This window comes from Bacillus sp. B1-WWTP-T-0.5-Post-4 (genome assembly GCF_009183795.1).
Lineage (GTDB): Bacteria > Bacillota > Bacilli > Bacillales > Bacillaceae_G > Bacillus_A > Bacillus_A cereus.
On record NZ_WEIJ01000008.1, the window covers coordinates 133,283 to 155,695 of the forward strand.

Consider the following 22,413-nt stretch of genomic DNA (forward strand, 5'->3'; position numbering starts at 1 on the left):
ATAACTGAGAATTTATCCTTTTTATCGCTAGGTAAATAATGCTACAATATAAGAGAAGAATACAATATTTTCCGATTTGGAAAATGCTTTGTAGAAAGGGAGAAACTTCATGCCTATTATTTTAGAAAAAGGTCAAAAGATCGATTTAACGAAAGGACAACCAAAAGTAGCAAAACTACAGGTTGGCTTAGGCTGGGATCCAATTGGGCAATCAGGTGGATTTCTGTCTTCATTATTTGGAAGTAAACCAAATGTAGATTGTGATGCATCTGTTGTTATGTTAGAAGGAGATCGTTTTTTAAACAAAAATGATTTAGTTTACTTCGGAAATAAACTTTCTACTTGTGGTAGTATTATTCATTCAGGAGATAATTTAACAGGTGAAGGCGCTGGTGATGACGAAACAATTTTCGTAGAATTACATAAAGTTCCAAGCCGTATTAATCGTTTAGTATTCGTTGTAAATATTTATGACTGTGTAAATCGTCGTCAAGATTTCGGGATGATTCGTAATGCATATATTCGTATTCAAAACCCGCAAACTGGTGAAGAATTAGCACGCTATAATTTATCGGATAATTATGCTGGCAAAACAACTCTAATTGCAGGTGAAATGTATCGTCACGGAAGTGAATGGAAGTTTTCAGCAGTTGGAGAAGGCACGCAAGATAAAAACTTAAGTGAGATTGTATCACGTTATCAATAAAATAACCGAGGAGGAATTGTATATGGCATCAATTTCATTGAAAAAGGGACAAAAGGTAGACTTAACAAAAACGAATCCAGGTCTTTCGAAAGTTCTTGTAGGACTTGGTTGGGACACGAATCGTTATGACGGACAAAACGATTTCGACTTAGATGTTAGTATTTTCTTAGTAGGCGCGAATGGTAAAGTTTCAGGAGCTGAAGATTTCGTTTTCTATAATAATCCAAAAGGTGCGAATGGTGCTGTAGAGCATTTAGGAGATAACCGCACTGGTGAAGGTGAAGGCGATGACGAAGCGATTAAAGTAGATTTGAAAAATGTTCCTGCTCACATCGAACGTATTTGTTTCACAATTACAATTTATGATGGAGAAGGCCGTAGCCAAAACTTCGGACAAGTTTCTAATTCTTTCGTACGTATTCTTGATGAAGAAAAGAATGCAGAATTAATTCGTTACGATTTAGGAGAAGATTTCTCTATTGAAACAGCCGTAGTAGTAGGTGAATTATATCGTCATGCAGGTGATTGGAAATTCAATGCAATCGGAAGTGGATTCCAAGGTGGATTAGCGTCTCTATGTAATAACTTTGGTTTAGATGTAGAGTAATAGATTTGATTTATATATCCATCGGTGAAATGTATGTTTACTGATGGATATATTTTTAAAGATAAAAATATAGAGGTGAATATAGATGGTTATTCAATTACAAAAAGGCCAGAAAATCGATTTAGGTAAGACAAGCCCTGGTTTAACAAAAGCAGTAATTGGTCTTGGATGGGATATTAAATCTTATGACGGCGGAGCCGATTTCGATTTAGATGCATCTGCCTTTTTATTAGATGCAAACGGAAAATGTACGAAGGAAACTGATTTTATCTTCTATAATAATTTACAGTCTCCTTGTGGATCTGTTTTACATACAGGAGATAACCGTACAGGTGAAGGTGAAGGTGACGATGAGCAACTTGTTGTGGACTTGAAGAAAGTTCCAGCAGATGTGCACAGAATTGCTATTACAGTTACGATTTATGATGCAGAAGGCCGTAGTCAAAACTTTGGGCAAGTAGGAAATGCGTTTGTTCGTTTAGCGAATGAAGAAACGAGTGAAGAAGTTCTTCGTTTTGATTTAGGGGAAGATTTCTCCATCGAAACAGCAGTTGTCTTTTGTGAATTATACCGTCATAATGGACAGTGGAAGTTTAATGCAGTAGGAAGTGGATTCCAAGGTGGTTTAGGTGCGCTTGTAAGAGCGTATGGCTTGGATGCATAGAAAGGAAACGATATTCGTTTCCTTTTTTTGACCTTTCTATAAATCTAGCAAAGAATAGGGGATAAAGGTAAGATGAGTATTTTGCAAGGAATCCTTGATACGTATGCTCAGTTTTTCGACTTGGACATGTGGATTAAAGTGTTGCAGGATCCAGTATCTTGGGGATTAATTGGTACACTTGTTGTACTTGAAGGATTATTATCTGCTGATAACGCACTTGTGTTAGCGGTAATGGTAAAACATCTTCCGGAAGAAAAACGTAAAAAAGCATTATTCTATGGACTTATTGGAGCTTATGTGTTCCGCTTTATTGCGATTGGAATCGGAATGTTCTTAATTAAATTATGGTGGGTAAAACTTCTTGGTGCACTTTACCTTGCTTGGTTATCAGTAAAATACTTTATTGATAAGCGTAAAGGTGCAAGTGAAGAAGACGAAGCTCACGGTATGAATCAAAATAGTATTCTCTTTAGAATGTTTGGTGTCTTCTGGGGAACAGTTGCGATGGTTGAATTAATGGATATCGCATTCTCTGTAGATAGCGTACTTGCTGCATTTGGTGTATCTAATGAAGTTTGGATTTTACTATTAGGCGGAATGCTAGGTATTTTAATGATGCGTGGTATTGCTGGTGTATTCTTAAAATTGTTAGAGCGTATTCCAGAGCTTGAAACGACAGCATACATTTTAATCTTAATTATTGCAGCAAAAATGTTACTGTCTTTAATCGAGATTGAGATTAGTCATACACTATTCTTTATTATTTTAGTTGTAGCATTTGGAGCAACATTTATACTTCACTACATGAAGAATTCTGGACAAGCTAGAGAAGAAGTTGCAGCTACTAAAGAAGACAATAAATAATTGAAATGGGTTTGCTCGTTTTGCGAGCGCCCATTTTTTATAACCAAAAATAGTTTATAATAGAAGAAGGACTTAGAAAAAACGTAAATGTTTTTGGAGGTGAACTGTTGTGTTTTCACGTTTTACACTTCAACCATATGCATTAAAAGATGAATCAGATTTAAAGCAATTTGAAACGCTTTTAGAAAAACGCCCACAATATGAGCTGACAGAGAATGAGATGAAATTTAGTTATATAGCATGTCGAATCCTTGGTGTTCCTAATGATGTAGATGAATATTTTAATGAACTGTTTGATTATAGTGAAGCGAAAGGAATCGAAGTTTTACACGAACAAAATTTAAACAAAGTGATTGATTCGGAAAAGCTTCGTCATATTCAAGAAGTGTTCGGATTACATCAAGAAGCACCAAATGGTCTGACAGTAAATAGGCTAGTTGCACACTTATCTGGGAAACAACTTTTACCGAAAGTAGACAATCCTGATTTACAGCATTACATACATACGACGTTTATTTCACTATTGAAATTATATGAGAAGCAACATAATCAGTCGTTAAAGACAGAAGGCTTCCGTCGTTTCTTAATCGACATAATTAAACTAAGCGAAAATTACGTAGCGAAGTGGTTCTCTACGATTAATTATAAGAAACAAATGCCGCGTATCATTTGGTACGGTGATGCACAGGAAAGCCGTATATATTTCTTATACTTTCTTATTATGCTCGGTTGTGATGTGCTTTATTATCACCCAGAAGGAAAAGATGGATTTGAAAATATTGATGAAGAGGGAAGAACTTTTGTTGTATCTCATTCAAGTCGCATTTCGCTTGAACCATTCCCTGATCGTCGCCGTGAGCGTGTTGCAACAGTAGCGTATCAAGCTTCGAAAGAAATTGAACAAGTACTTCACCACGATAATTCACTGCTGTACAAGCCGTGGCAATTCCGTTCCTATACGCCTGTAGCTCGTACACTAAAAACAACATATGATGAACTCTTTTTAATTACGAAAGAAAAGGCGTTTGTACGCCCGACATTCTTTGTTGAAAATAAACACATTTATATTCCTTCTTTATTTGCGAAAATATCAGGCGTTTCAAAGAATGATAAAGAATATTTTCAACGATTAAAGGCTGTTACATCATTTGATAACAGTTTATTAATTAATACATTCCCATTTACGAAAGAGCAAAAAGCAAACTTCCAATATCATTATCGAGATGCATTGGACCGAGCTGGGAAATTGCATCCTGATCTAATTATGAATAGCCATTGGTGGCCGCATAAGCGTTTACCGGAAGGTTTACAGCATGGAATTGCAGAAGCGATTATCCATACGTGTGAAAGTGAAATGTGTAAACCAATTGCGAAAGAGACGAAACAAGATGTAGCGCTATATGTTTTCGCGCAACTTTCTCAAATACCACCGAATATTTTAGAACAGCTTGAGAAATTTGATTATTCACAAGATGTACCGAAAATTGTTATATTTAATAATGAGAAGAGTGGAGAGTTAACTCGTTCTGATGCTGTTTTATTACTATTTTTGAATCAAATTGGAGTAGATGTATTTCATTTCAATCCAACGGGAAGAAACGATATTGAACCGTATATTGAAGCGGGGGCATTTGATTCACATTGGCTTGAAGAGGTTAATTTCGATCTTGAGTTTCATGGTTCATCAGCCTATAAAAATTTATCACAAACAATAAAAGGACTATTTCGTCCATTTTTATAAGGAAAGGGAGAATACCATATGAATAACCCAGTCGTACTAGATCCGAAAACAGAATTAAATGAACAAACAGCACAAGATGTTCGCTTACAACTTAGACAAGATGCGGATGTACAACGTATTTATAATGCGGTAGATATTAAAGATCAATTAGAATTAATTGAACTTGGAAAAGAACCTTCTATGGAAATTTCACGTTTTGCTGATCAAATTTTACATACAATGTCATTATCAAAGATAGAAGATTCTGGTGAATTATTAAAACAGCTTGGTAAAATTATGGACCGATTCGATAGTAAAGACTTTGCGGAAGAGAAAAGCGGTTTCTTTTCACGTATGTTTAAAAAAGCGGATAAAATGATTGAACAAATTTTTAGCAAGTATCAAACGATGGGCCGTGAAATTGATAAAGTTTATGTGGAAATTACGAAGTACCAAGATGAGATGAAAAAATCAATTGGTACGTTAGATGGCTTGTATGAGCAAAACTTAAAATATTATCTAGACTTAGAGAAGTACGTAGTAGCAGGAGAAATGTTATTAGAGCGTTTAAATACAGAGTTAGTTCCGATGTATGAAGAGCGTGTACGTAATAATGATCAATTAGCAGGTATTGAATTAGAGTCGCTTAAAAACTCTGTTGAAATTTTAGAACAGCGTATTGACGATTTAGAAAAAGCACGTATGGTTGCGTTACTTACAGCACCACAAATTCGTATGATTCAACGTGGTAATAATAAATTAATTGGTAAAATTAATACAGCATTTATTACAACGATTCCTATCTTTAAAAATGGTATCATTCAAGCGGTAAATGCCAAGCGTCAAAAGCTTGTTGCGGATTCTATGGCTGAACTGGATCGCCGTACAAATGAATTACTTAAGAAAAATGCACAAAATATCGCAACGCAAAGTGTAGAAGTAGCGAGATTATCAGGTTCTTCTAGTATTAAGATGGAAACACTTGAGGAAACTTGGAACATTATTTCAAGAGGTATGCAAGAAACACAACAAATTGAAGAGCAAAACAAACGTGAGCGTGAAGAAAGCCGCAAACGTATGGCTACATTAACAGAGAACATCAAAAAAGAATTACAAGGATAAAGTGAAACTTTAATCAGTGGGGTTTTGTTTATCCCCACTAATTATTAGCCTTCACCAATTGGACATTTATGGGCAGTTAATCCACCACCTAACTTCTTTGCTCAAACTGAATTTTGAGGTGGGAGTTTTACTGCACGGAAAATAGTAGGATAAATGAAAAGGCAATGAGGACTATTCCTCATTGCCTTTTAGTTTCTCTTCACTAATTTAATAATCTCATTCACAATAAGTGGAATGATACTTAATAAGAGAACAAATCCCCAATCTCGCATCGTTAATGCATGTACACCGAATATATTTGCAAGGGGCGGGATGGAGATGATACAAACTTGCATAAGAACACCGATAAGAAGGGAGAAAACTAAATATTTATTTGTAAAGATCCCAATTGAAAAAATTGATTTCGTTCTTGAACGCAAGTTAAATGAATGAACGAGCTGAGAAAAACTAAGAACGACAAATGCCATCGTTTGAGCATGTAATAGAGCATCGTCATCAATTCGCTCTGGGAAAAGAGGGAATAAATTTGTATCTCCAGTATAGAATTTTGCTCCGGCGATAAAAGCTATTAGCGTTAAAAGTCCAATGATAACTCCATTGAAAATCAGGAAAGGAACGCTGCCACTAAATAAGCTTTCTTTCGCATGTCGTGGTTTTTCCTTCATCACATCTGGATCTTCAGGATCAACCCCAAGTGATAATGCAGGCAGTGTATCTGTAATTAAATTCACCCACAAAATATGAATAGGTCGTAGTGGTGTTGCCCAGCCGAGTAAAATCGCTAAAAATAAAGCGATAATTTCTCCGAAGTTACAAGAGAGTAGGAAGAGAATTGATTTTTTTATGTTACGATAAATATTTCTACCTTCTTCAACGGCTTTCACAATAGATGAGAAATTATCATCTGTTAACACGACATCTGCTGCCCCTTTTGCAACGTCTGTTCCTGTAATGCCCATCGCTACGCCAACATCAGCTTGCTTTAAAGATGGAGCGTCATTGACACCATCACCAGTCATAGAAACGATATTTCCTTTCGCGCGTAATGCTTTTACAATTTTCACTTTATGCTCTGGAGAGACTCTAGCGAATACATTTAAATGATTAATTTTGCTAGCTAGTTCTGTATCAGAAATGTTATCTAATTCAGTTCCAATCATAATTTCCGATATTTCTTCAGCAATGCCAAGTTCTTTGGCAATTGCAAAGGCGGTATCTTTATGGTCACCAGTAATCATAACTGTGCGAATACCGGCTTTTTTACATTCTTTAATTGAATCTTTCACTTCAGTTCGTGGTGGATCAATCATACCGACAAGACCAATAAAGATAAGATTTTTTTCAAGATGATTTATATCCACATCGTTTGAATCGTATTGTTTAAATGCGAATGAAAGTACTCTTAAAGCTTCTTGAGACATTGATCCGGCAGCTTTTAATATTTGATTTTTATCAGAATCAGTTAAAATCTCGATTTTGCCGTTTTTAAAAATATGGGTACATCGGGGTAAGAGCTTATCAATAGCGCCTTTCGTCATGCTATAGTAGCTTTCATCGTATGTATGTACAGTTGACATCATTTTACGATCTGAATCGAAAGGTACTTCGTTAACACGTTCATGTATTTTTTCTAAATGATCTTTTTGCATATTAAAGGTGGTTCCGGCAACGAGAAGAGCAATTTCAGTCGGGTCTCCCGTTTGTGATTCGTTATTGTAAGACGCATCATTACATAGCACCATATTTTCTAACAATAGACGTTGCGCATCATTATTTACATTTAAACTCTCTAAGCGATCGTATGTGTTATCACTATAAAAGTGAGTAACGGTCATTTTATTTTGCGTTAACGTACCTGTTTTATCTGAACAAATAATTGTGACAGAACCGAGGGCTTCAACAGCTGGTAGTTTCCGAATGATAACGTTTTGTTTAATCATACGTTGCACACCAATTGCAAGAACGATGGAAACGATAGCTGGCAAACCTTCTGGAATAGCTGCAACGGCTAAACTAATTGCAGTCATAAACATTTCTAGTGTATCTCGTCCTTGTAAAAAGCCTATGAGAAACATCACGATACAAATAGCTACAGCAACAAAGCCTAAATACTTTCCGACTTGTGCTAAGCTTTTTTGAAGTGGTGTCATATCATCGTCAGCTTCATGTAAAAGGGTAGCAATCTTACCAATTTGTGAGTTCATTCCAGTTTCAACAGCAACACCGACGCCTCGTCCATATGTAACAAGAGTAGACATAAAGGCCATATTCTTTTGATCACCGAGTGGTACTTGCTCATCACTTTGCATGGAAGGGTGGTAGATTGCATCTTTATCAACAGGGACAGATTCACCAGTTAGAGCAGATTCTTCAACTTTTAAATTTGCGGTTTCGATCAGGCGTAAATCGCATGGGATATATCGTCCGGCGTCGAGCATAACGATATCACCTGGAACGACGTGCTCAGATGGAATTTCTTTTAGTCCACCATCTCGCTTGACGATAGCTTTAGGTGTCGCCATCTTTTTCAATGCCTCTAAGGCTTGTTCTGCTTTCGATTCTTGGACGACACCGATAACAGCATTTAAAACTACAACGAGCGCAATGATACTTGCATCTGCCCATTCACCTACAAAGGCAGAAATAAGGGCTGCAATAATAAGGACATATACGAGGACGTCATTAATTTGGGCGAAAATACGCTGCAATAAAGTGCGTTTTTGTTTTGTAGCTAATTCATTAGAACCGTATTGCTTTAAACGTTCACTTACAATTTCATCTGTTAAACCGTGTTGTTCGTTTGTTTCTAGGTCAATTAATGTTTGATCTTTCGTCTTACTGTACCAATTGCTCATAAGTAAGCACCTCCAGTAAAAACAGTTAGCAATGGTAGTGTTGCTATTATTTGTGAGTAGTATGTATGGAGAAAAAATCTAAGGTGAGGTTCTACTTCTATTGTACAATATTTTACAGTTGGTTGAGGGAAAGAGAAGAGTTGTCATGAATTTGTTGGAAATAAAAAAGAGCCTCATATAAGAGAGGCTTTTTTACTTTTTAATTAATGTACCTAATTCTTCTGTAATAGCTTGCATTTCACTAATGCTGAATGTTTCACGTTTCATAACATGATCATAAATGTCACGTAAATCTTCGTACATTTCTTCGTTAAAACTAGCAGCTCTCATCGCTCCAGCATTAACCATACGTAATTTTTCTTTAATAGCTTCGACCATGTATTCAACGTTTTCTTCTGACTTTACGGATAAATCCACCGAAGTGTCCCCCTTTAAAATAACATAAGGCTATCTTAACATTTTTTATCATTTTCGTTAATGAATCTTTTCAATCCCATTAAATTAGTAGGGATTTCCTTTATATTTAATAATTGGTTGTTTATACTATAAGTATATATTAAGAAATGCACCAAGAAGGGAAGAAACAAAAATATGGTTCAAGTATTGTTTGTTTGTCTTGGGAACATTTGCCGTTCTCCGATGGCAGAAGCGATTTTTCGAAATCTTGTCGTAAAAGAGGGACTTGAAGAGAAAATTGTCATTGATTCTGCAGGAACTGGAGATTGGCATGTTGGCCATCCGCCACATAAAGGAACACAAAAAATTTTAAAAGAAAATGCAGTCACTTTTGAAGGAATTAAAGCAAGGCAAGTAGAAAAAGAAGACTTAACAAAGTTTGATTATATTATTGCCATGGACAACAAGAATATAGCAGATTTAAAAAGTTTAGGTAAAACTGGAGGCTATATTGGTAGGCTGTCCGATTTTGTTCCAGACGGTGGCTGGACAGACGTTCCCGACCCTTACTATACAGGGAATTTCCAAGAAGTATATGACCTTGTAACAGAAGGGTGTGCAAAGCTATTAGCTTTCATTCGAAATGAACAAGGAATATGAGGAAGCTTAGAAAGAAATACTTTCTAACATAAGAAATGAAAGGGTGAAGGAATATGGCAAAGAAAAATAATATTGCTCGAAACATTGCGATTGGTGTAGCTGCAGGTGTAGCTGTATCTATGTTGAAGAAAGAAAATCGTGAAAAAGTAAAAAATACTGCAGAAAAAGCAAAAACAAAGATGATTGAAATTGGCGAAAATGCAAAGATCAAAGAAAAAGTGCAAACTGTTACAGATAAAGGACGCGAACTTGCTGATTTCAATGTGGTAAAAGCGAAAGTAGCAGAAATTAAAAAATTAACGCCATCTGTTGTAGAGACGTTAAAAGAAACGAAAGAAATTTTTAGTAAGAAAAAAGTTGAGCCAGAAGAAAAGCCAGAAACGATTGAAATTCAAGCTGTATCTCCAAAGGTAGATGAGTTGAAAGTAGAAGAAGAGCCAATAGTTGCTGAAGATGGTGGTATGAAAGAAGCGCGTGAATTATTTATGAAAGACTCAAATGCAGTGGAAAAAAAAACTGAAGCGTACATTGAGTTAAAGCAAGATAAAGAAGAGAAGAAAAGCGTTTAAACATATATGAGAAAAATTTTAGAAAAAGTGAGAAGAAATCGTACTTATTCGTTTGGTAAAGATTTATATGACCGGACGATGCGCGATGATGTAGCGGGCTTGGCAGCACAGCTCGCTTATTTCTTCTTGCTTGCAATTTTTCCTGGGCTCGTTTTCTTAATTACGCTTCTTGGATTTATTCCCATTCAAACAGAGGATGTGCTTAGTTTATTAGAGGTTTATGTACCAGATGATGCAATGAACTTAATTGAGGTAAATGTAGATAAAGTTGTAAACCAGCAAAATGGTGGTTTATTATCATTTGGTTTATTATCCATGTTATGGTTTGCCTCAAATGGTGTTAATGCGGTTATGAATGCTTTTAACCGCGCTTATGACGTGAAAGAAACACGTTCTTTTATTACAACAAGAGCGTTATCAATTGTGTTTACATTAGCTATTATTTTTATGATTGTCTTTGCGTTAATTGTTCCGGTATTCGGACAAGTTATTGGAGCAGCAGTGTTTAAAGCACTCGGTTTATCAGATAGTTTTTCTTTCGTATGGAGCATTACACGATTAGTAGCGAGTTTCTTCGTGCTATTTGCTTTGTTTAGTTTCTTATATACATTTGCACCAGATCGAAAGTTAAAAAGAAGAGAAGTTATTTCAGGGGCGTTATTTGCTACTGTAGGATGGATTGTGGTATCGTACTCATTTGCTTATTATGTAGATAAGTTTGCGAATTACGCCAATACATATGGTGGTCTCGGTGGTATCATTATTTTAATGTTATGGTTTTACTTAACTGGATGGGTAATTTTACTTGGCGGTGAAATTAATGGTTTACTCCACCATTATAGAACCGGTGACAATAATTCCCGTAATGAATAATGAGCTCTTGTTCCATAATAAAAAGGAACAGGGGGGATATTTCATGAGTAATAATAAAAAGAACCATAATAATAAAAGTAATAATAAACAAAAGAGCAGTTCGCATCCAAAGCATAAAACGAGTAGCAGTGCGAACGGTCATAATAGCTATCATTAAAAAAAACGGGTCCTCTATGAGGGACCCGTTTTATTTGCTTCCTTTTAATAATCGTAAGCCATTCAAAATGACAAGAATCGTACTTCCTTCATGGCCAATAACACCGAATGGAAGAGCTAAAAATTGCAAGAAGTTTGAACAAATTAGCATGGCAATAACGGCTAGCGAAAAGATTACGTTTTGCTTCACAATACGATTCATTCGTTTTGATAGACGGATTGCTTGAGAAAGACGAGATAGTTCGTTCTTCATCAGTACAACATCCGCAGTTTCTAAAGCTACATCTGTTCCTTCTCCCATTGCGACACCAATGCTAGCAGTAGCTAGTGCAGGTGCATCATTTATACCGTCTCCGACCATTGCTACTGTACCGTATTTTTCTTTTAACTTTTTAATCGTTTCAACTTTTGTTTCTGGTAAGCATGATGCGTAATATTCCTTTATATTACTTTCAGAGGCAATTGCTTTTGCCGTTTCTTCATTATCTCCAGTAATCATAATTGCTTCGACACCAATGCTTTGTAAATCACGAATAGCAGCTATTGTTTCTTGGCGAAGCGTATCTTTTAAAGCGATAAGTCCAAGAATGCCTCCCTCATCACTAATATAAACGACAGTTTTACCTTCCTTTTCAAGTGAGGCAGAAATACCATTATGAAATGTGTTTGTTTCTTCACCGATAAAATCAGCTTTACCTATTTTATAAGCGTTGTTTTCGAATATTCCTTTTAGCCCAAAACCAGTTACATCTTCAACCTTTTCTGGTTTTTTTAATGTAATGTCGTACGCATGTTGTGCATATTTAACAATAGATTCAGCCAAAGGATGTGTAGAGTGACTTTCAATTGATGCTGTAATAGAAAGTACTTCTTTTTCTGTCATATTTTCTCGAACATATATATCTGTTACGGTAGGTTTTCCTTCTGTTAATGTTCCTGTTTTATCAAAGGCGATTGCTTTTACTGAAGCGAGGCGTTCTAAATGTATGCCACCTTTAAAGAGAATTCCATTTCTTGCTCCGTTAGAAATTGCAGATAACGTTGCTGGTGTAATGGCAGCAACGAGTGCACAAGGAGATGCGACTACAAGTAAGATCATAGCGCGATAAAACGTTTCATTCCAGCTCCAGTCAAGTAAGAAATGAGGAACGAACATCATAAGCGCAACAACGAGTAGTACACCTTTTACGTATGTTCCTTCAAACTTTTCGATGAATAGTTGTGATGGTGATTTTTCACTTTGTGCACTTTGTACGAGACGGATAATTTTTTGGAATAATGTTTGATCGCTCGGCTTCGTAATTTTAACTTCGATAGCACCACGTAAATTTACAGTACCTGCAAATACTTCATCGCCATGTCTTTTCTCATTTGGAATAGGTTCTCCCGTGATTGCTGCTTCATCGATATTTGTTTCACCGTTATGAATCGTACCGTCAGCAGGAACACGTTCACCTGGTTTAATTAAAATAATGTCGTTAATTTGTAACTCTCCAACAGGAATACGTTCCTCTGTTCCGTTGGAAATGCGTAATGCTTCTTCGGGTTGTAAGTCAAGAAGAGCGGAAATTTCTTTTTGGCTCTTACTTAATGTATAAGATTCCATAGCACCGCTGAGCGCAAAGATGAAGATTAAAATAGCCCCTTCTGCCCAGTAGCCAATAATTGCAGCACCGATAGCTGCAAAGAGCATTAGCATTTCAACATTTAGCTCTTTTTCTTCAATCGTATCTTCAATTCCTTCTTTCGCTTTTGCATATCCACCAACTATATAAGCAAGGATATAGCAAGTAATACCTGCATTCATTGCATCGTTCTTTGTGAATAGCCAGCCAGCTAAAATAAAAATACCAGATGCCAATGCAAATACAAGTTCATAATGTTTTTTTAATGTGTCCCATAAAGAGGGATGAGAAATTGTTTCTTTTGCGTGTAACGTTTTTACTTCTGAGTTCATTACTACTCGCTCCTTCCGAATTCTTATTGAGAAAAATAATCAAAATCGAAACCCCTATAAAACGACGAAAGCTGCCATCCATAATGGATAGCAGCATTTCTGTTGAATCTGTTTTTAATAGTTATTATGTTGTAATTATTCTATAGTATATCATATGTTTTTATGAGATGGTACGGTTTTGTTTCAAGTATAAACGGAAAACTTGTGTTTTCGCAATTCCTTTGGTATATATGAATATTGTTCATAAAAAGGTCGGAAAGGAAGACAACAAGTGAAGACAGAGAAATTTTTTACCCATCCGATTGGCGTATTTATTGCTGCAATAGTAGCAACTTTTTTATGGGGAAGCGCATTTCCTTTTATTAAGTTAAGTTATGCTGAACTTGGAATTCAACCACAAGAAGTTGGAGAACAAATATTATTTGCCGGTTATCGTTTCTTGTTATCTGGAGTCATACTCTTATTATTCTTTAAAGTGTTAGGAAAAGATATGAGCTTCAAAAAAGGAACGGGGAAACAGTTAATACAAATTGGTTTATTCCAAACGTTTCTTCAATATATCTGTTTTTACATTGGAATGAGTTATAGTTCAGGAATTGAAGGAGCTATCATTTCAGGGACATCATCATTCTTTCAAATTTTACTCGCCCATTTTTTATATAAAGATGATGCTCTCAATATAAGAAAAATAATTGGGGTATCGATTGGTTTTTGTGGCGTCGTTTTAGTAAATGTGCCGAGTGATGGTAGCTTATCATTTCATTTTGGAATCGGAAGCTTATTACTTCTTAGTGCAGCAATGCTGTATTCATATGGAAACATATTAGCAAAAGAAGGTAGTAAAACATTAGATGTTGGCTATATGACAGCATACCAAATGATGTTTGGTTCTATAGGATTATTATGTATAGGGGCTTTACAAGTTGGAGTCATGCCATTTACATTTAGTCTACATGCACTACTTATGCTGATTTATTTATCTTTCTTATCTGCAGCTGGTTTTTGCATTTGGAATACAATTATGAAGTACAATAAGGTTGGAAAAGTATCTATGTATATGTTCTTTATACCCGTATTTGGTGTGTTATTATCGAGCATGATTTTAGGTGAAGCAATTCATTCATTTGTGTTACTCGGTTTAGCATGTGTAGCCGCGGGAATTATTGTGGTAAATCGGACGCCAGCTAAGCAAAAAATAGAGAAAGAAAAACAAGTAGCATAGAAAGCAGAAAAGCGATTACAATGGAAGAACAGTACTGTTCTTCTTTTTTTATAGAAAAAGGATAATAGACTAAGTGTAACGAAAAAAGATACAAAAAGCATTTATTGAGGAGAACATATTATGAATCTACTTTACGTGGTGTTAATTGGGCAAATACTTCTTTTTTTAATTGGTGCAATTTATGCAATGCGGCAGACAAAAAGAACGAAAGATAATATGCCGTTACCTTTAGCAATCCGTCTTATTCTTAGTTTTTCTTTAACAGGTAGTGCAATTTGGATATGGTTACAAGATCCATCTGTAGAGTATAGTACGTGGGTTGCACTTGGTATGACTTTATCGACTGTGGGAGATTTGTTTATGGCTGGGCTGATTCCAATTGGTCACAGGTTAATTGGAGGGATGGTTACTTTCGCTCTTGCTCATTGTTTTTACGTAAAAGCATTTTTGCAAACAGGAATTTCGTGGAATGGTTTTTGGATTGGTTTACTCGTATATGGGCTCTTTCTAATTGTAGGATGGTTCTTCTTTATCCGAAATGATAAACAGGATAAATTGTTTACGATAGGAGCTCTAATTTACGGATTGTGGGTTGGAGGAATGGCTTGCTTTGCATTCGCCTTATATTATGAAAATACAGGAATATGGTGGATACCAGCGTTTGGTGGTTTACTGTTTGTGATTTCTGATTTTATTATTGGCGTGACAGATATCGGAGGGCGTAAATTGAAGTATGAGCCACTTTGGATTTGGTTTACATATGTAGCTGCTCAAATGTGTATTGTATATGTGGGATTATAAAAAGATACTCTCAAAATAGTGGATAGACTATTTTGAGAGTATCTTTTTTGCTTGTTTAATTTGATCAGTATTACCATTTTTAAATTTCTAATATTATAATTTTATAATTCAGAATTTTGTAGAAAAATATCGGTTGTATTATTTATAATAAAAGTAAAAAGATGATGAGATGGTGAAATGATGCAAAAGAAAAAACGTTGGCGTGAATTCTTTGGAACTATTGCAATTGCATGTTTATTGGTGTTTTTGGCGAAAATTTTTGTGTTTTTCCCTACGACTGTAAAAGGAGCATCTATGAGGCCAACGTTGCAAGATGGAGATAAGGTAATTGTTAATAAGTTAGCAAAACAATTTGAAAGCTATGGGAGAGAAGACATTATTGTTGTGAAAACAGATAATTTTTATGTCAAAAGAGTGATTGGATTATCTGGAGATATAATTGAGATGAGAAATGATCAATTATATGTAAATTCTGAAGTGAAAGATGAAGAGTATTTGGATAGTAATAAAAAACAAGCAGAAAAAAAACTTATGAATTTAACAGAGGACTTTGGACCGATTACAGTTCCTAAAAATAAGATTTTTGTTATGGGAGATAATCGCTTAATAAGTAAAGATAGTAGAAATGGTTTAGGTTTTATTGATAGAGAAGATGTGTTAGGAAAGTTAGCAGGCATTTATTATCCGTTTGAACATATGAAAATAATAAAGTAAAAAACCAAGCAAATTTTAGTTTGCTTGGTTTTTTTGTTAAACAGTAGGAGATTCGTTAGATACGAACATATTTTCATGTTTCTTTGTAGTACTTAAAACGAATTTATGTTGTAGCAATTGTAGTTTAAATAACGCCAAAGGATCATGATATGTTTCTGGATTGCTTCTTAGCGTTGCTAATGTTTGCTCGTCTTCCTTTATCTCAAGTTGAGCTGCATCTACATTTTGTTTCAATATATTAAGTGGATCTTTGAAGAACATCATGATATCACGTTCTAATGCACCTTCAAATACTTCAAATTGAAGGAAGAATTGTTTTGAAATTGTGTGAGCAATTTCTGTATAGTCTTCTGTTTCAATATATTGTTTATATTTGTTGGCGAGCATAGATTGGTTTTTTTGCATATTACCAAATAATTTTCCGGCACTTTTTAAGAAAAACTGTGTCGGTGTAAAGCGTAATAAAATATTGATGTTCGTTACTGTAATTCGATTTGTCATTCGTACAACATCTCGATTCCAATCATCTAATAATTTGAAATCGCAAGGAAGTTTCATACGTTCTTCTTTATATAATTTATTAAACGTTTCACTCATTTCATCTAAATAAGCTTGAGCTTGAATAAATTCATTATGTGCTGTTTCAATCCATTCTTGAATAGACCCAGTAAATTTAGGAAGAAGTACCTGTTGTACATGCTTTTGAACTCGTTCATTCATTGCAGCATTTAATTCTTCATGAACTAGTTTGAAATCACTATCTTCTTGAACAAGATCAGAGCAGCTCTGTAATAATTCAGGGATTTGAGAATGTATATCTCGTGTAATTTCTTCTTTCGTTAAAAGATAGGATTCGGTAATAGAGCGAATTTTATCTTTTTCAAGAGCAGTAAGGTTATTAATAAATCCAGTAAGTTTCACTGAGATGTGTTTATTCCAGCGTACGGATTTTACTAATGTATTTTCTAATTCCACACGTTCATTTATGAGATAAGCAATTGTCTTTTGCGTAAACCATATTAGCTTTTCTATACGTTCTTTTTCTATATCGCGTTTTGCAAGATTAGAAAGAATAGATTCTGTTACATCTCCAAGTTGCTGGCTACTCTCTTGCGAAGGAGAGTATGGGAAGAATTGTGCATCTGGAAAATGTACTTTAAGTTTACTAATTAGTTTTTCATTAGTAGTCGTATTATTTGTGTGTGATACGAAGTGAATTTGTAAGTTTGGTACTTGTTCACGTAAATAAATTAACGTATCAATTTCTTGACTATGCAATGGTGAAGAAGAATTTAATACGTATACAAGGCTATCTGCTGCTTGTAAGTATTCAAAGTATGCATTGTTTTTATCCAATTGTTCTTGAATGGATGGTGTAATAAGAAATGTAAACTTATTTTTTCTTAAAAACCTACTTGGTAGCTTAATTTCTATACATTTTTTCTCAAGTTCTGACTGAGCAGATGTAGCCGTTATTTGATGGAATTCATCAAGGTTAGGGATATTTCTTATATCTAACTCGGTAAATTCTGTTATTTCAGTTTGACTAGCGTCTTTAAATAGAATAGGAGTTGTTAAAGTTTCAGTTAAGATGTTCTCTCCTAATATTGAATTAACAAATGATGTTTTATCATGGTCACTAGTTCCAGCTATTAGTATTGGTGTGACATTTAAATCACATAGTTCATGGACGAGTAGCGTAAATTGATGACTTAAATCTACATCATTTTTCTCAGCCCATACAGCGATTGTTTCGAATAAATGAGAAACTGTTTCCATATTTACATCTGCTTCAGCTGATGTATTAGAAAGTAAGGATCCAGCACTTTTTACGAGTAATGATTCTAAAGTTGTAGGTGAGACTTCATTCCATGCTAACACTGCTGCAGAGACAACTAGAGAATCTTTTGCTTTCGTTAAACTGAACCAATTTGTTAATAGATTTGGTACAAGTCCGTTTAATTCATGCATAAAATGATTTCCGGTAATTAATGCAAAGTATGTTTCTTGGTAGCGAGTAGAAATTTCATTCCAATCGTCATTATTGTCTGTTTCAATATGCAAGAATAAATGATTAATACTTTGAATCCAAGGAAGGTATAAGGATTCATGTTGATAGCTATTCCAAAGAGCAATAACAAGTTCTTTAAATTGAGCTTGATCAACAGCATATAGAGCTTTTAAAGACTCATAGAAATATTCAGGCTTAATGTTTTTTGTAAATCCTTTGTTTATGTAAGTTATTAACGTATCAAACCAGTGTAAAGATTGTGTTCGGATACCTTCTTGAACAGCTAGTTCGATAGCGTTGTTCCAATCTTCTTGTTTTTCATAGAAAGAACGTGCAATTGCAGTAATATTTGGGTAATCCGGTTGGAATGCAACAGCTTCACTAATCGTCTTAAAAGCGAGTCCTAAACGATCTTGTTCGATATAAAGAGAAAGAAGTTGTAAGGAAACCTCCATCGTAAGAGTCGTATCTTCCGTTTGAATAGATTGATAAATTTCTTCTGCCTTTGGTAAGAATCCTAGTTCAAAATAAGCATCTGCAATATTTTTTGTCGCCCAAAGTGCAAGAGCATTATTTACTTTTTCCCATTTAAATATAGCTGCTTCAAAATCTTTATTTTGATAATAAAATTCACCTTGAGCAAATCGAATATTAGAAATGTTGGAGAATTCATTTTTAGATTCATTTATATATGCTTCACCGAGTATTTCCGATGCAGGAGTAGAAGTTTCTTCTGTTAAAAATGTTTTATAGTAAACTTTTTGAATAAATTGATTTTCAATGGTCATGTTCGTTCCCCCCTGTATAATTTAGAAAAATGATGTTGTATGTAAAAGGGTGTATGTTCTTTTAATAGGTAGAAGTTGCATTATATAGACCAAACTATGTTTTTGCTAGATATATCATTTTTCTTGAGAGTTAAACCGTTGCGAAAAGTAACTTTCCTTTATTGTAACAAAAAAACACGCATATGAATTTTTATTTTTTATCGGGTTATTTGCGGGCAATAAGAATCTAATCTCAAAATTGGTGAATGTAAGTGAGTTATGTGGAGTCGGGATGTCTGTAAAAGCAAGATTGGCATAGGTTAATAATTAGTAGAGGATGAACAAAACTCCCACTGAGTAAAGTTTTCCTTTATCTCTGTTAAAGGAAAGAATAGAAGTAGAGTTCATTATAAAAACAATGTATAGTGAATATGTATACCATGTTTGCCTTAAAGATAGAAAGGGTACAATGTGGAATAACGACCGTGCATAGGATGTGTCTTCCGAATGGAACAACATATTGGCGAGTTAATCGCGCATTATGGCTATTTTGGAATTGTTATAGCTTTGGCTGGTGGGATTGTCGGATTACCGATACCAGACGAGTTTTTATTGACCTTTGTTGGTTATAATGTTTCAAAAGGAGTTATGTCAGGAACTGCTGCTTTTTTAAGTGGGATGGCTGGTGCGATGTTAGGGATCACGTTAAGCTACATATTAGGTTTAAAACTTGGGCTCCCTGTTTTAAAGAAATATGGGCCGAAAATTAGAATTAAAGAACATCACATTGAAAAAACACATATTTTATTTGAAAAATATGGGCCATTTCTTTTAATGATTGGTTATTTTATACCGGGCGTACGTCATTTAACAGCATATTTTGCTGGGGTATCAAATTTGACACTTTGGCGTTTTTGTTTGTACGCTTACGGTGGTGCGCTCATTTGGATAAGTGTTTTTATTGGGCTTGGCTGGAAATTAGGCGAGAAGTGGCGCTTCGTTGAGTATAGTTTACATCATTATGGAATATGGATTTTATTAATTTCAGCAGTTGTTACATGTGTTGTATGGTTGTACATAAAGAAAAAGAAAAACCGCTAATAGCGGTTTTTTTAGCTGAAAGCAATAAATAATACACCAGCTGTAATAAAGACTACACCAACGCCGGTCATAAAGTTTAACTTTTCACCGAGGATAATCATAGCGAGAATGATAGAAAATACGACGCTTAATTTATCGACAGGAGCTACTTGTGAAACCTTTCCTGTTTTGAGGGCAAGAAAATAAAATAGCCATGAAGAAGCACCTGCAATCCCACTTAATGTGATAAATAGCAGTGCTTTTTTATTTAGCAGTACGTCGCCGATATTTTGAAATTTACCTTGTATGATAATAACGCCTATCATAAATAATGCCATAATAATAGATCGAATTGTTGTTGCAACGTTTGCATCGATGCCGTCTAAACCAAACTTTCCAAAAATCGATACAAGGGCAGCAGCAATTGCTGATAATAGTGCAAATAAGAGCCACGAACTCATAGTAAAATTCCTCCAATCTTACAGTATTATACATGAAAATGATTCTCATGTATAAAGTTGAAGCAATTGAGCTTTATAGGAAGCACGACTTCAACTTAACTTCTTGCTCCACCTGAATTTTAAGGTGGGAGTTTTACTGCCTGTAAATAGTGGGCTAAATAACGAAATAATCCCCACCTTATATTTTTAATAAGGTGGGGATTATTATACTACTCTGCAATTTCCTCATATAAAAAGTACGTTACATTATAAATATGTTCTACTTCATCGTCTGTCATAAACAATAATTCTTCACGCTCAATCCCTTTTTTCTTTTCAATAAACTCAATCATATTTTTGCGTTCTTCTCTCTTCATCAATTTTATTTCTCCTCTCAATCTGTTTTAATACAGTTTATTTAAGTTACTGCTATTATATAACAGAATCTTTGGAAAGTTCCACCTATTTTATTATTTTTTTTAAAAGAACTTTTCGACAAAACAAGCCCACCTAAGGGGGGGCTTGTTTTATTTTATAGTCGTAAAAACTCAGGCTCCGTCGTACCCGCACCATCGATGTAATAAATTGTGTCGGGATTGATTTTGATCAATACGTAATTAGGGTCTTCAGGACCGAGTAACCAACGTTTTAAGCTATTATTCCAAAACTTGTTTTTTAATGTTGAGTCTTCCTCGATTGAAGCTAACCCTTCAACTTCAATATAATCTTCATCTAATTTTTTTCCTTCTCGTCCGAGTAGTACATGGACATTAGGATTTTGTTCAATATCTGTTATCTTTTTTGATTGTCGATCTGTTGCAACATATAGTACAAAATCTTCATGGAAAAACATCATAAAGGCGCTATGAGGTTTCTCATTTCGTACTGTAGATAATACACCAGTACGTTGACCTTGAATAATAGTTGCGATTTTTTCTTTTAAGTGCATAATTTTAACCCCTTTTCACAATTTATAATTCTGTCTGTTTAAACAAGATAATTTAAATATCTTTCATACTGTTTTCTTCAATCCGATTTTTTAAACGTAATTGTGATGAAATCGGACAAGTTAGGAGAAGAATAATAATAATATTGAGGAGAAATACATACGATGGAAGGATGAAAAGCATGTTTAATAAAATATTTCTTATAGTAGCGCTTATAGGTGTACCACTATCTGTACTTGGAAAAACACTTCATTGGCCAGAAACAATTATGTTCGCTGTGTATTGTATTACGATTATCGCATTAGCTGGTTTTATGGGGAGAGCAACAGAGAGTCTAGCAATTGTTTCTGGTCCTAGAATAGGCGGATTATTAAATGCTACTTTCGGTAATGCTGTTGAACTTATCATTTCAATTTTTGCACTTCAAGCAGGGTTAATTGAAGTGGTGTTAGCTTCTTTAACCGGTTCTGTACTTGGAAATTTATTATTGGTAGGAGGGTTATCTTTCTTTGTTGGAGGTCTTAAATACAAAAGACAAAGTTTTAATGTATATGATGCAAGGCATAATTCAGCTTTATTAATATTTGCTGTTGTTGTGGCCTTTGTTATTCCAGAGATCTTTTCAATGAAGATGGACGCTGGCAAGACGTATCAATTAAGTATAGGTGTTTCTATTATTATGATTATCATGTACCTTGCTGCATTACTATTTAAGTTAGTTACGCACCGTGGTGTATATCAACATAAAAGTGACGAAGTAGCGCATGAAGAAGAGCCAGAGTGGTCAAAAGGGAAGGCGCTCCTTATTTTAGCGATAGCAACACTGGCAGTAGCTTATGTGTCAGAGGCACTCGTACATACTTTTGAAACTGTTGCAAAGTCATTTGGTTGGTCAGAGTTATTTATAGGGGTTATTATCGTTGCAATTGTTGGGAATGCAGCGGAACATGCGTCTGCAATTATTATGGCTTATAAAAATAAAGTAAATATTGCAGTCGAAATTGCAATAGGCTCTACATTACAAATCGCCATGTTTGTTGCTCCTGTATTAGTATTGCTATCTATGTTCTTCGCGCAAAGGATGCCTTTAGTATTTACCATACCAGAACTTGTGTCTATGATTACAGCCGTTTTCTTAACGATTGCGATTTCCAATGATGGAGATACAAACTGGTTTGAAGGTGGCACTTTACTAGCGGCGTATGTCATTATGGGAATTGGTTTTTATTTATTATGAAAAATAGGCATAACAATTGCGCTCAGAGAAAACAATAAACGAAGT

General features: G+C 34.9%; 21 protein-coding genes. 14 read left to right on the top strand and 7 right to left on the bottom strand.

The features are described from left to right. Nucleotides 1-109: 109 nt before the first annotated feature. The 6 genes from GBN91_RS22460 to GBN91_RS22485 all read left to right on the top strand — a co-directional run bounded on the left by GBN91_RS22460 (nt 110) and on the right by GBN91_RS22485 (nt 5,683). Complete coding sequence (locus GBN91_RS22460; RefSeq protein WP_001121586.1) at nt 110-706, top strand: TerD family protein; 597 nt, start codon at nt 110-112, stop codon at nt 704-706. A gap of 22 nt (nt 707-728) precedes the next feature. After that, nucleotides 729-1,313, top strand: a complete 585-nt coding sequence (locus GBN91_RS22465; RefSeq protein WP_000146726.1) for a TerD family protein — start codon at nt 729-731, stop codon at nt 1,311-1,313. 85 nt (nt 1,314-1,398) lie between these two features. Further along, a complete protein-coding gene (locus tag GBN91_RS22470; RefSeq protein WP_000236643.1) occupies nt 1,399-1,977 on the top strand; it encodes a TerD family protein in 579 nt (192 codons plus the stop codon). A gap of 72 nt (nt 1,978-2,049) precedes the next feature. Continuing rightward, nucleotides 2,050-2,841: a TerC family protein gene (locus GBN91_RS22475; protein ID WP_000025704.1), complete on the top strand. Its 792-nt coding sequence runs from the start codon at nt 2,050-2,052 to the stop codon at nt 2,839-2,841. Nucleotides 2,842-2,950: 109 nt separating this feature from the next. Next, a complete protein-coding gene (locus tag GBN91_RS22480) occupies nt 2,951-4,582 on the top strand; it encodes a YceG family protein (RefSeq protein ID WP_000492859.1) in 1,632 nt (543 codons plus the stop codon). Nucleotides 4,583-4,600: 18 nt separating this feature from the next. Then, nucleotides 4,601-5,683 (top strand): toxic anion resistance protein, encoded by a 1,083-nt coding sequence (locus tag GBN91_RS22485; protein ID WP_001064409.1) that lies wholly within the window; start codon nt 4,601-4,603, stop codon nt 5,681-5,683. 188 nt (nt 5,684-5,871) lie between these two features. Here the strand turns inward: GBN91_RS22485 and GBN91_RS22490 are convergent, their stop codons facing one another. Both GBN91_RS22490 and GBN91_RS22495 read right to left on the bottom strand, forming a co-directional pair. Then, nucleotides 5,872-8,538: a cation-translocating P-type ATPase gene (locus GBN91_RS22490; RefSeq protein WP_152122388.1), complete on the bottom strand. Its 2,667-nt coding sequence runs from the start codon at nt 8,536-8,538 to the stop codon at nt 5,872-5,874. A 192-nt stretch (nt 8,539-8,730) separates the two neighbouring features. Then, nucleotides 8,731-8,955, bottom strand: coding sequence for a DUF1128 domain-containing protein (locus tag GBN91_RS22495; RefSeq protein WP_000366196.1), 225 nt, complete (start codon nt 8,953-8,955; stop codon nt 8,731-8,733). Between the two features lie 174 nt (nt 8,956-9,129). Here GBN91_RS22495 and GBN91_RS22500 point away from each other — a divergent pair, with 174 nt between their 5' ends. From GBN91_RS22500 to GBN91_RS22510, 3 genes are read left to right on the top strand one after another with little or no spacing between them, the layout of a single operon-like run. Next, nucleotides 9,130-9,594, top strand: coding sequence for a low molecular weight protein-tyrosine-phosphatase (locus GBN91_RS22500; protein WP_000250916.1), 465 nt, complete (start codon nt 9,130-9,132; stop codon nt 9,592-9,594). Between the two features lie 53 nt (nt 9,595-9,647). After that, the gene (locus tag GBN91_RS22505; RefSeq protein ID WP_001085389.1) at nt 9,648-10,163 is read left to right on the top strand and encodes a DUF4075 domain-containing protein; all 516 of its coding nucleotides are present in this window, start codon (nt 9,648-9,650) and stop codon (nt 10,161-10,163) included. A gap of 6 nt (nt 10,164-10,169) precedes the next feature. Then, nucleotides 10,170-11,036, top strand: a complete 867-nt coding sequence (locus GBN91_RS22510) for a YihY/virulence factor BrkB family protein (protein WP_001226536.1) — start codon at nt 10,170-10,172, stop codon at nt 11,034-11,036. A 187-nt stretch (nt 11,037-11,223) separates the two neighbouring features. On the opposite strand, the gene GBN91_RS22515 is transcribed toward GBN91_RS22510, so the two are convergent. Beyond that, the gene (locus tag GBN91_RS22515) at nt 11,224-13,149 is read right to left on the bottom strand and encodes a heavy metal translocating P-type ATPase (protein ID WP_152122389.1); all 1,926 of its coding nucleotides are present in this window, start codon (nt 13,147-13,149) and stop codon (nt 11,224-11,226) included. A gap of 271 nt (nt 13,150-13,420) precedes the next feature. Here GBN91_RS22515 and GBN91_RS22520 point away from each other — a divergent pair, with 271 nt between their 5' ends. The 3 genes from GBN91_RS22520 to lepB all read left to right on the top strand — a co-directional run bounded on the left by GBN91_RS22520 (nt 13,421) and on the right by lepB (nt 15,886). Further along, a complete protein-coding gene (locus GBN91_RS22520; protein ID WP_000845693.1) occupies nt 13,421-14,371 on the top strand; it encodes a DMT family transporter in 951 nt (316 codons plus the stop codon). Nucleotides 14,372-14,491: 120 nt separating this feature from the next. After that, nucleotides 14,492-15,172 (top strand): lysoplasmalogenase, encoded by a 681-nt coding sequence (locus GBN91_RS22525; protein ID WP_001051080.1) that lies wholly within the window; start codon nt 14,492-14,494, stop codon nt 15,170-15,172. Nucleotides 15,173-15,349: 177 nt separating this feature from the next. Continuing rightward, nucleotides 15,350-15,886, top strand: a complete 537-nt coding sequence (gene lepB / locus GBN91_RS22530; protein WP_000983310.1) for a signal peptidase I — start codon at nt 15,350-15,352, stop codon at nt 15,884-15,886. Nucleotides 15,887-15,922: 36 nt separating this feature from the next. Here lepB and GBN91_RS22535 read toward each other — a convergent pair whose 3' ends face one another. Beyond that, nucleotides 15,923-18,685 (bottom strand): tetratricopeptide repeat protein, encoded by a 2,763-nt coding sequence (locus GBN91_RS22535; RefSeq protein ID WP_152122391.1) that lies wholly within the window; start codon nt 18,683-18,685, stop codon nt 15,923-15,925. Nucleotides 18,686-19,171: 486 nt separating this feature from the next. Between GBN91_RS22535 and GBN91_RS22540 the strand changes: the two genes are divergently transcribed. Further along, the gene (locus GBN91_RS22540; RefSeq protein ID WP_000434878.1) at nt 19,172-19,765 is read left to right on the top strand and encodes a DedA family protein; all 594 of its coding nucleotides are present in this window, start codon (nt 19,172-19,174) and stop codon (nt 19,763-19,765) included. Between the two features lie 11 nt (nt 19,766-19,776). On the opposite strand, the gene GBN91_RS22545 is transcribed toward GBN91_RS22540, so the two are convergent. The 3 genes from GBN91_RS22545 to GBN91_RS22555 all read right to left on the bottom strand — a co-directional run bounded on the left by GBN91_RS22545 (nt 19,777) and on the right by GBN91_RS22555 (nt 21,133). Beyond that, complete coding sequence (locus GBN91_RS22545; protein WP_000100295.1) at nt 19,777-20,205, bottom strand: EamA family transporter; 429 nt, start codon at nt 20,203-20,205, stop codon at nt 19,777-19,779. A 209-nt stretch (nt 20,206-20,414) separates the two neighbouring features. Beyond that, complete coding sequence (locus GBN91_RS22550; RefSeq protein ID WP_026008701.1) at nt 20,415-20,561, bottom strand: BH0509 family protein; 147 nt, start codon at nt 20,559-20,561, stop codon at nt 20,415-20,417. A 155-nt stretch (nt 20,562-20,716) separates the two neighbouring features. Beyond that, complete coding sequence (locus GBN91_RS22555; protein ID WP_000550220.1) at nt 20,717-21,133, bottom strand: pyridoxamine 5'-phosphate oxidase family protein; 417 nt, start codon at nt 21,131-21,133, stop codon at nt 20,717-20,719. Between the two features lie 179 nt (nt 21,134-21,312). On the opposite strand from GBN91_RS22555, the gene cax reads away from it, so the two are divergent. Further along, nucleotides 21,313-22,368: a calcium/proton exchanger gene (gene cax, locus GBN91_RS22560; protein ID WP_000482133.1), complete on the top strand. Its 1,056-nt coding sequence runs from the start codon at nt 21,313-21,315 to the stop codon at nt 22,366-22,368. Nucleotides 22,369-22,413: the final 45 nt, after the last annotated feature.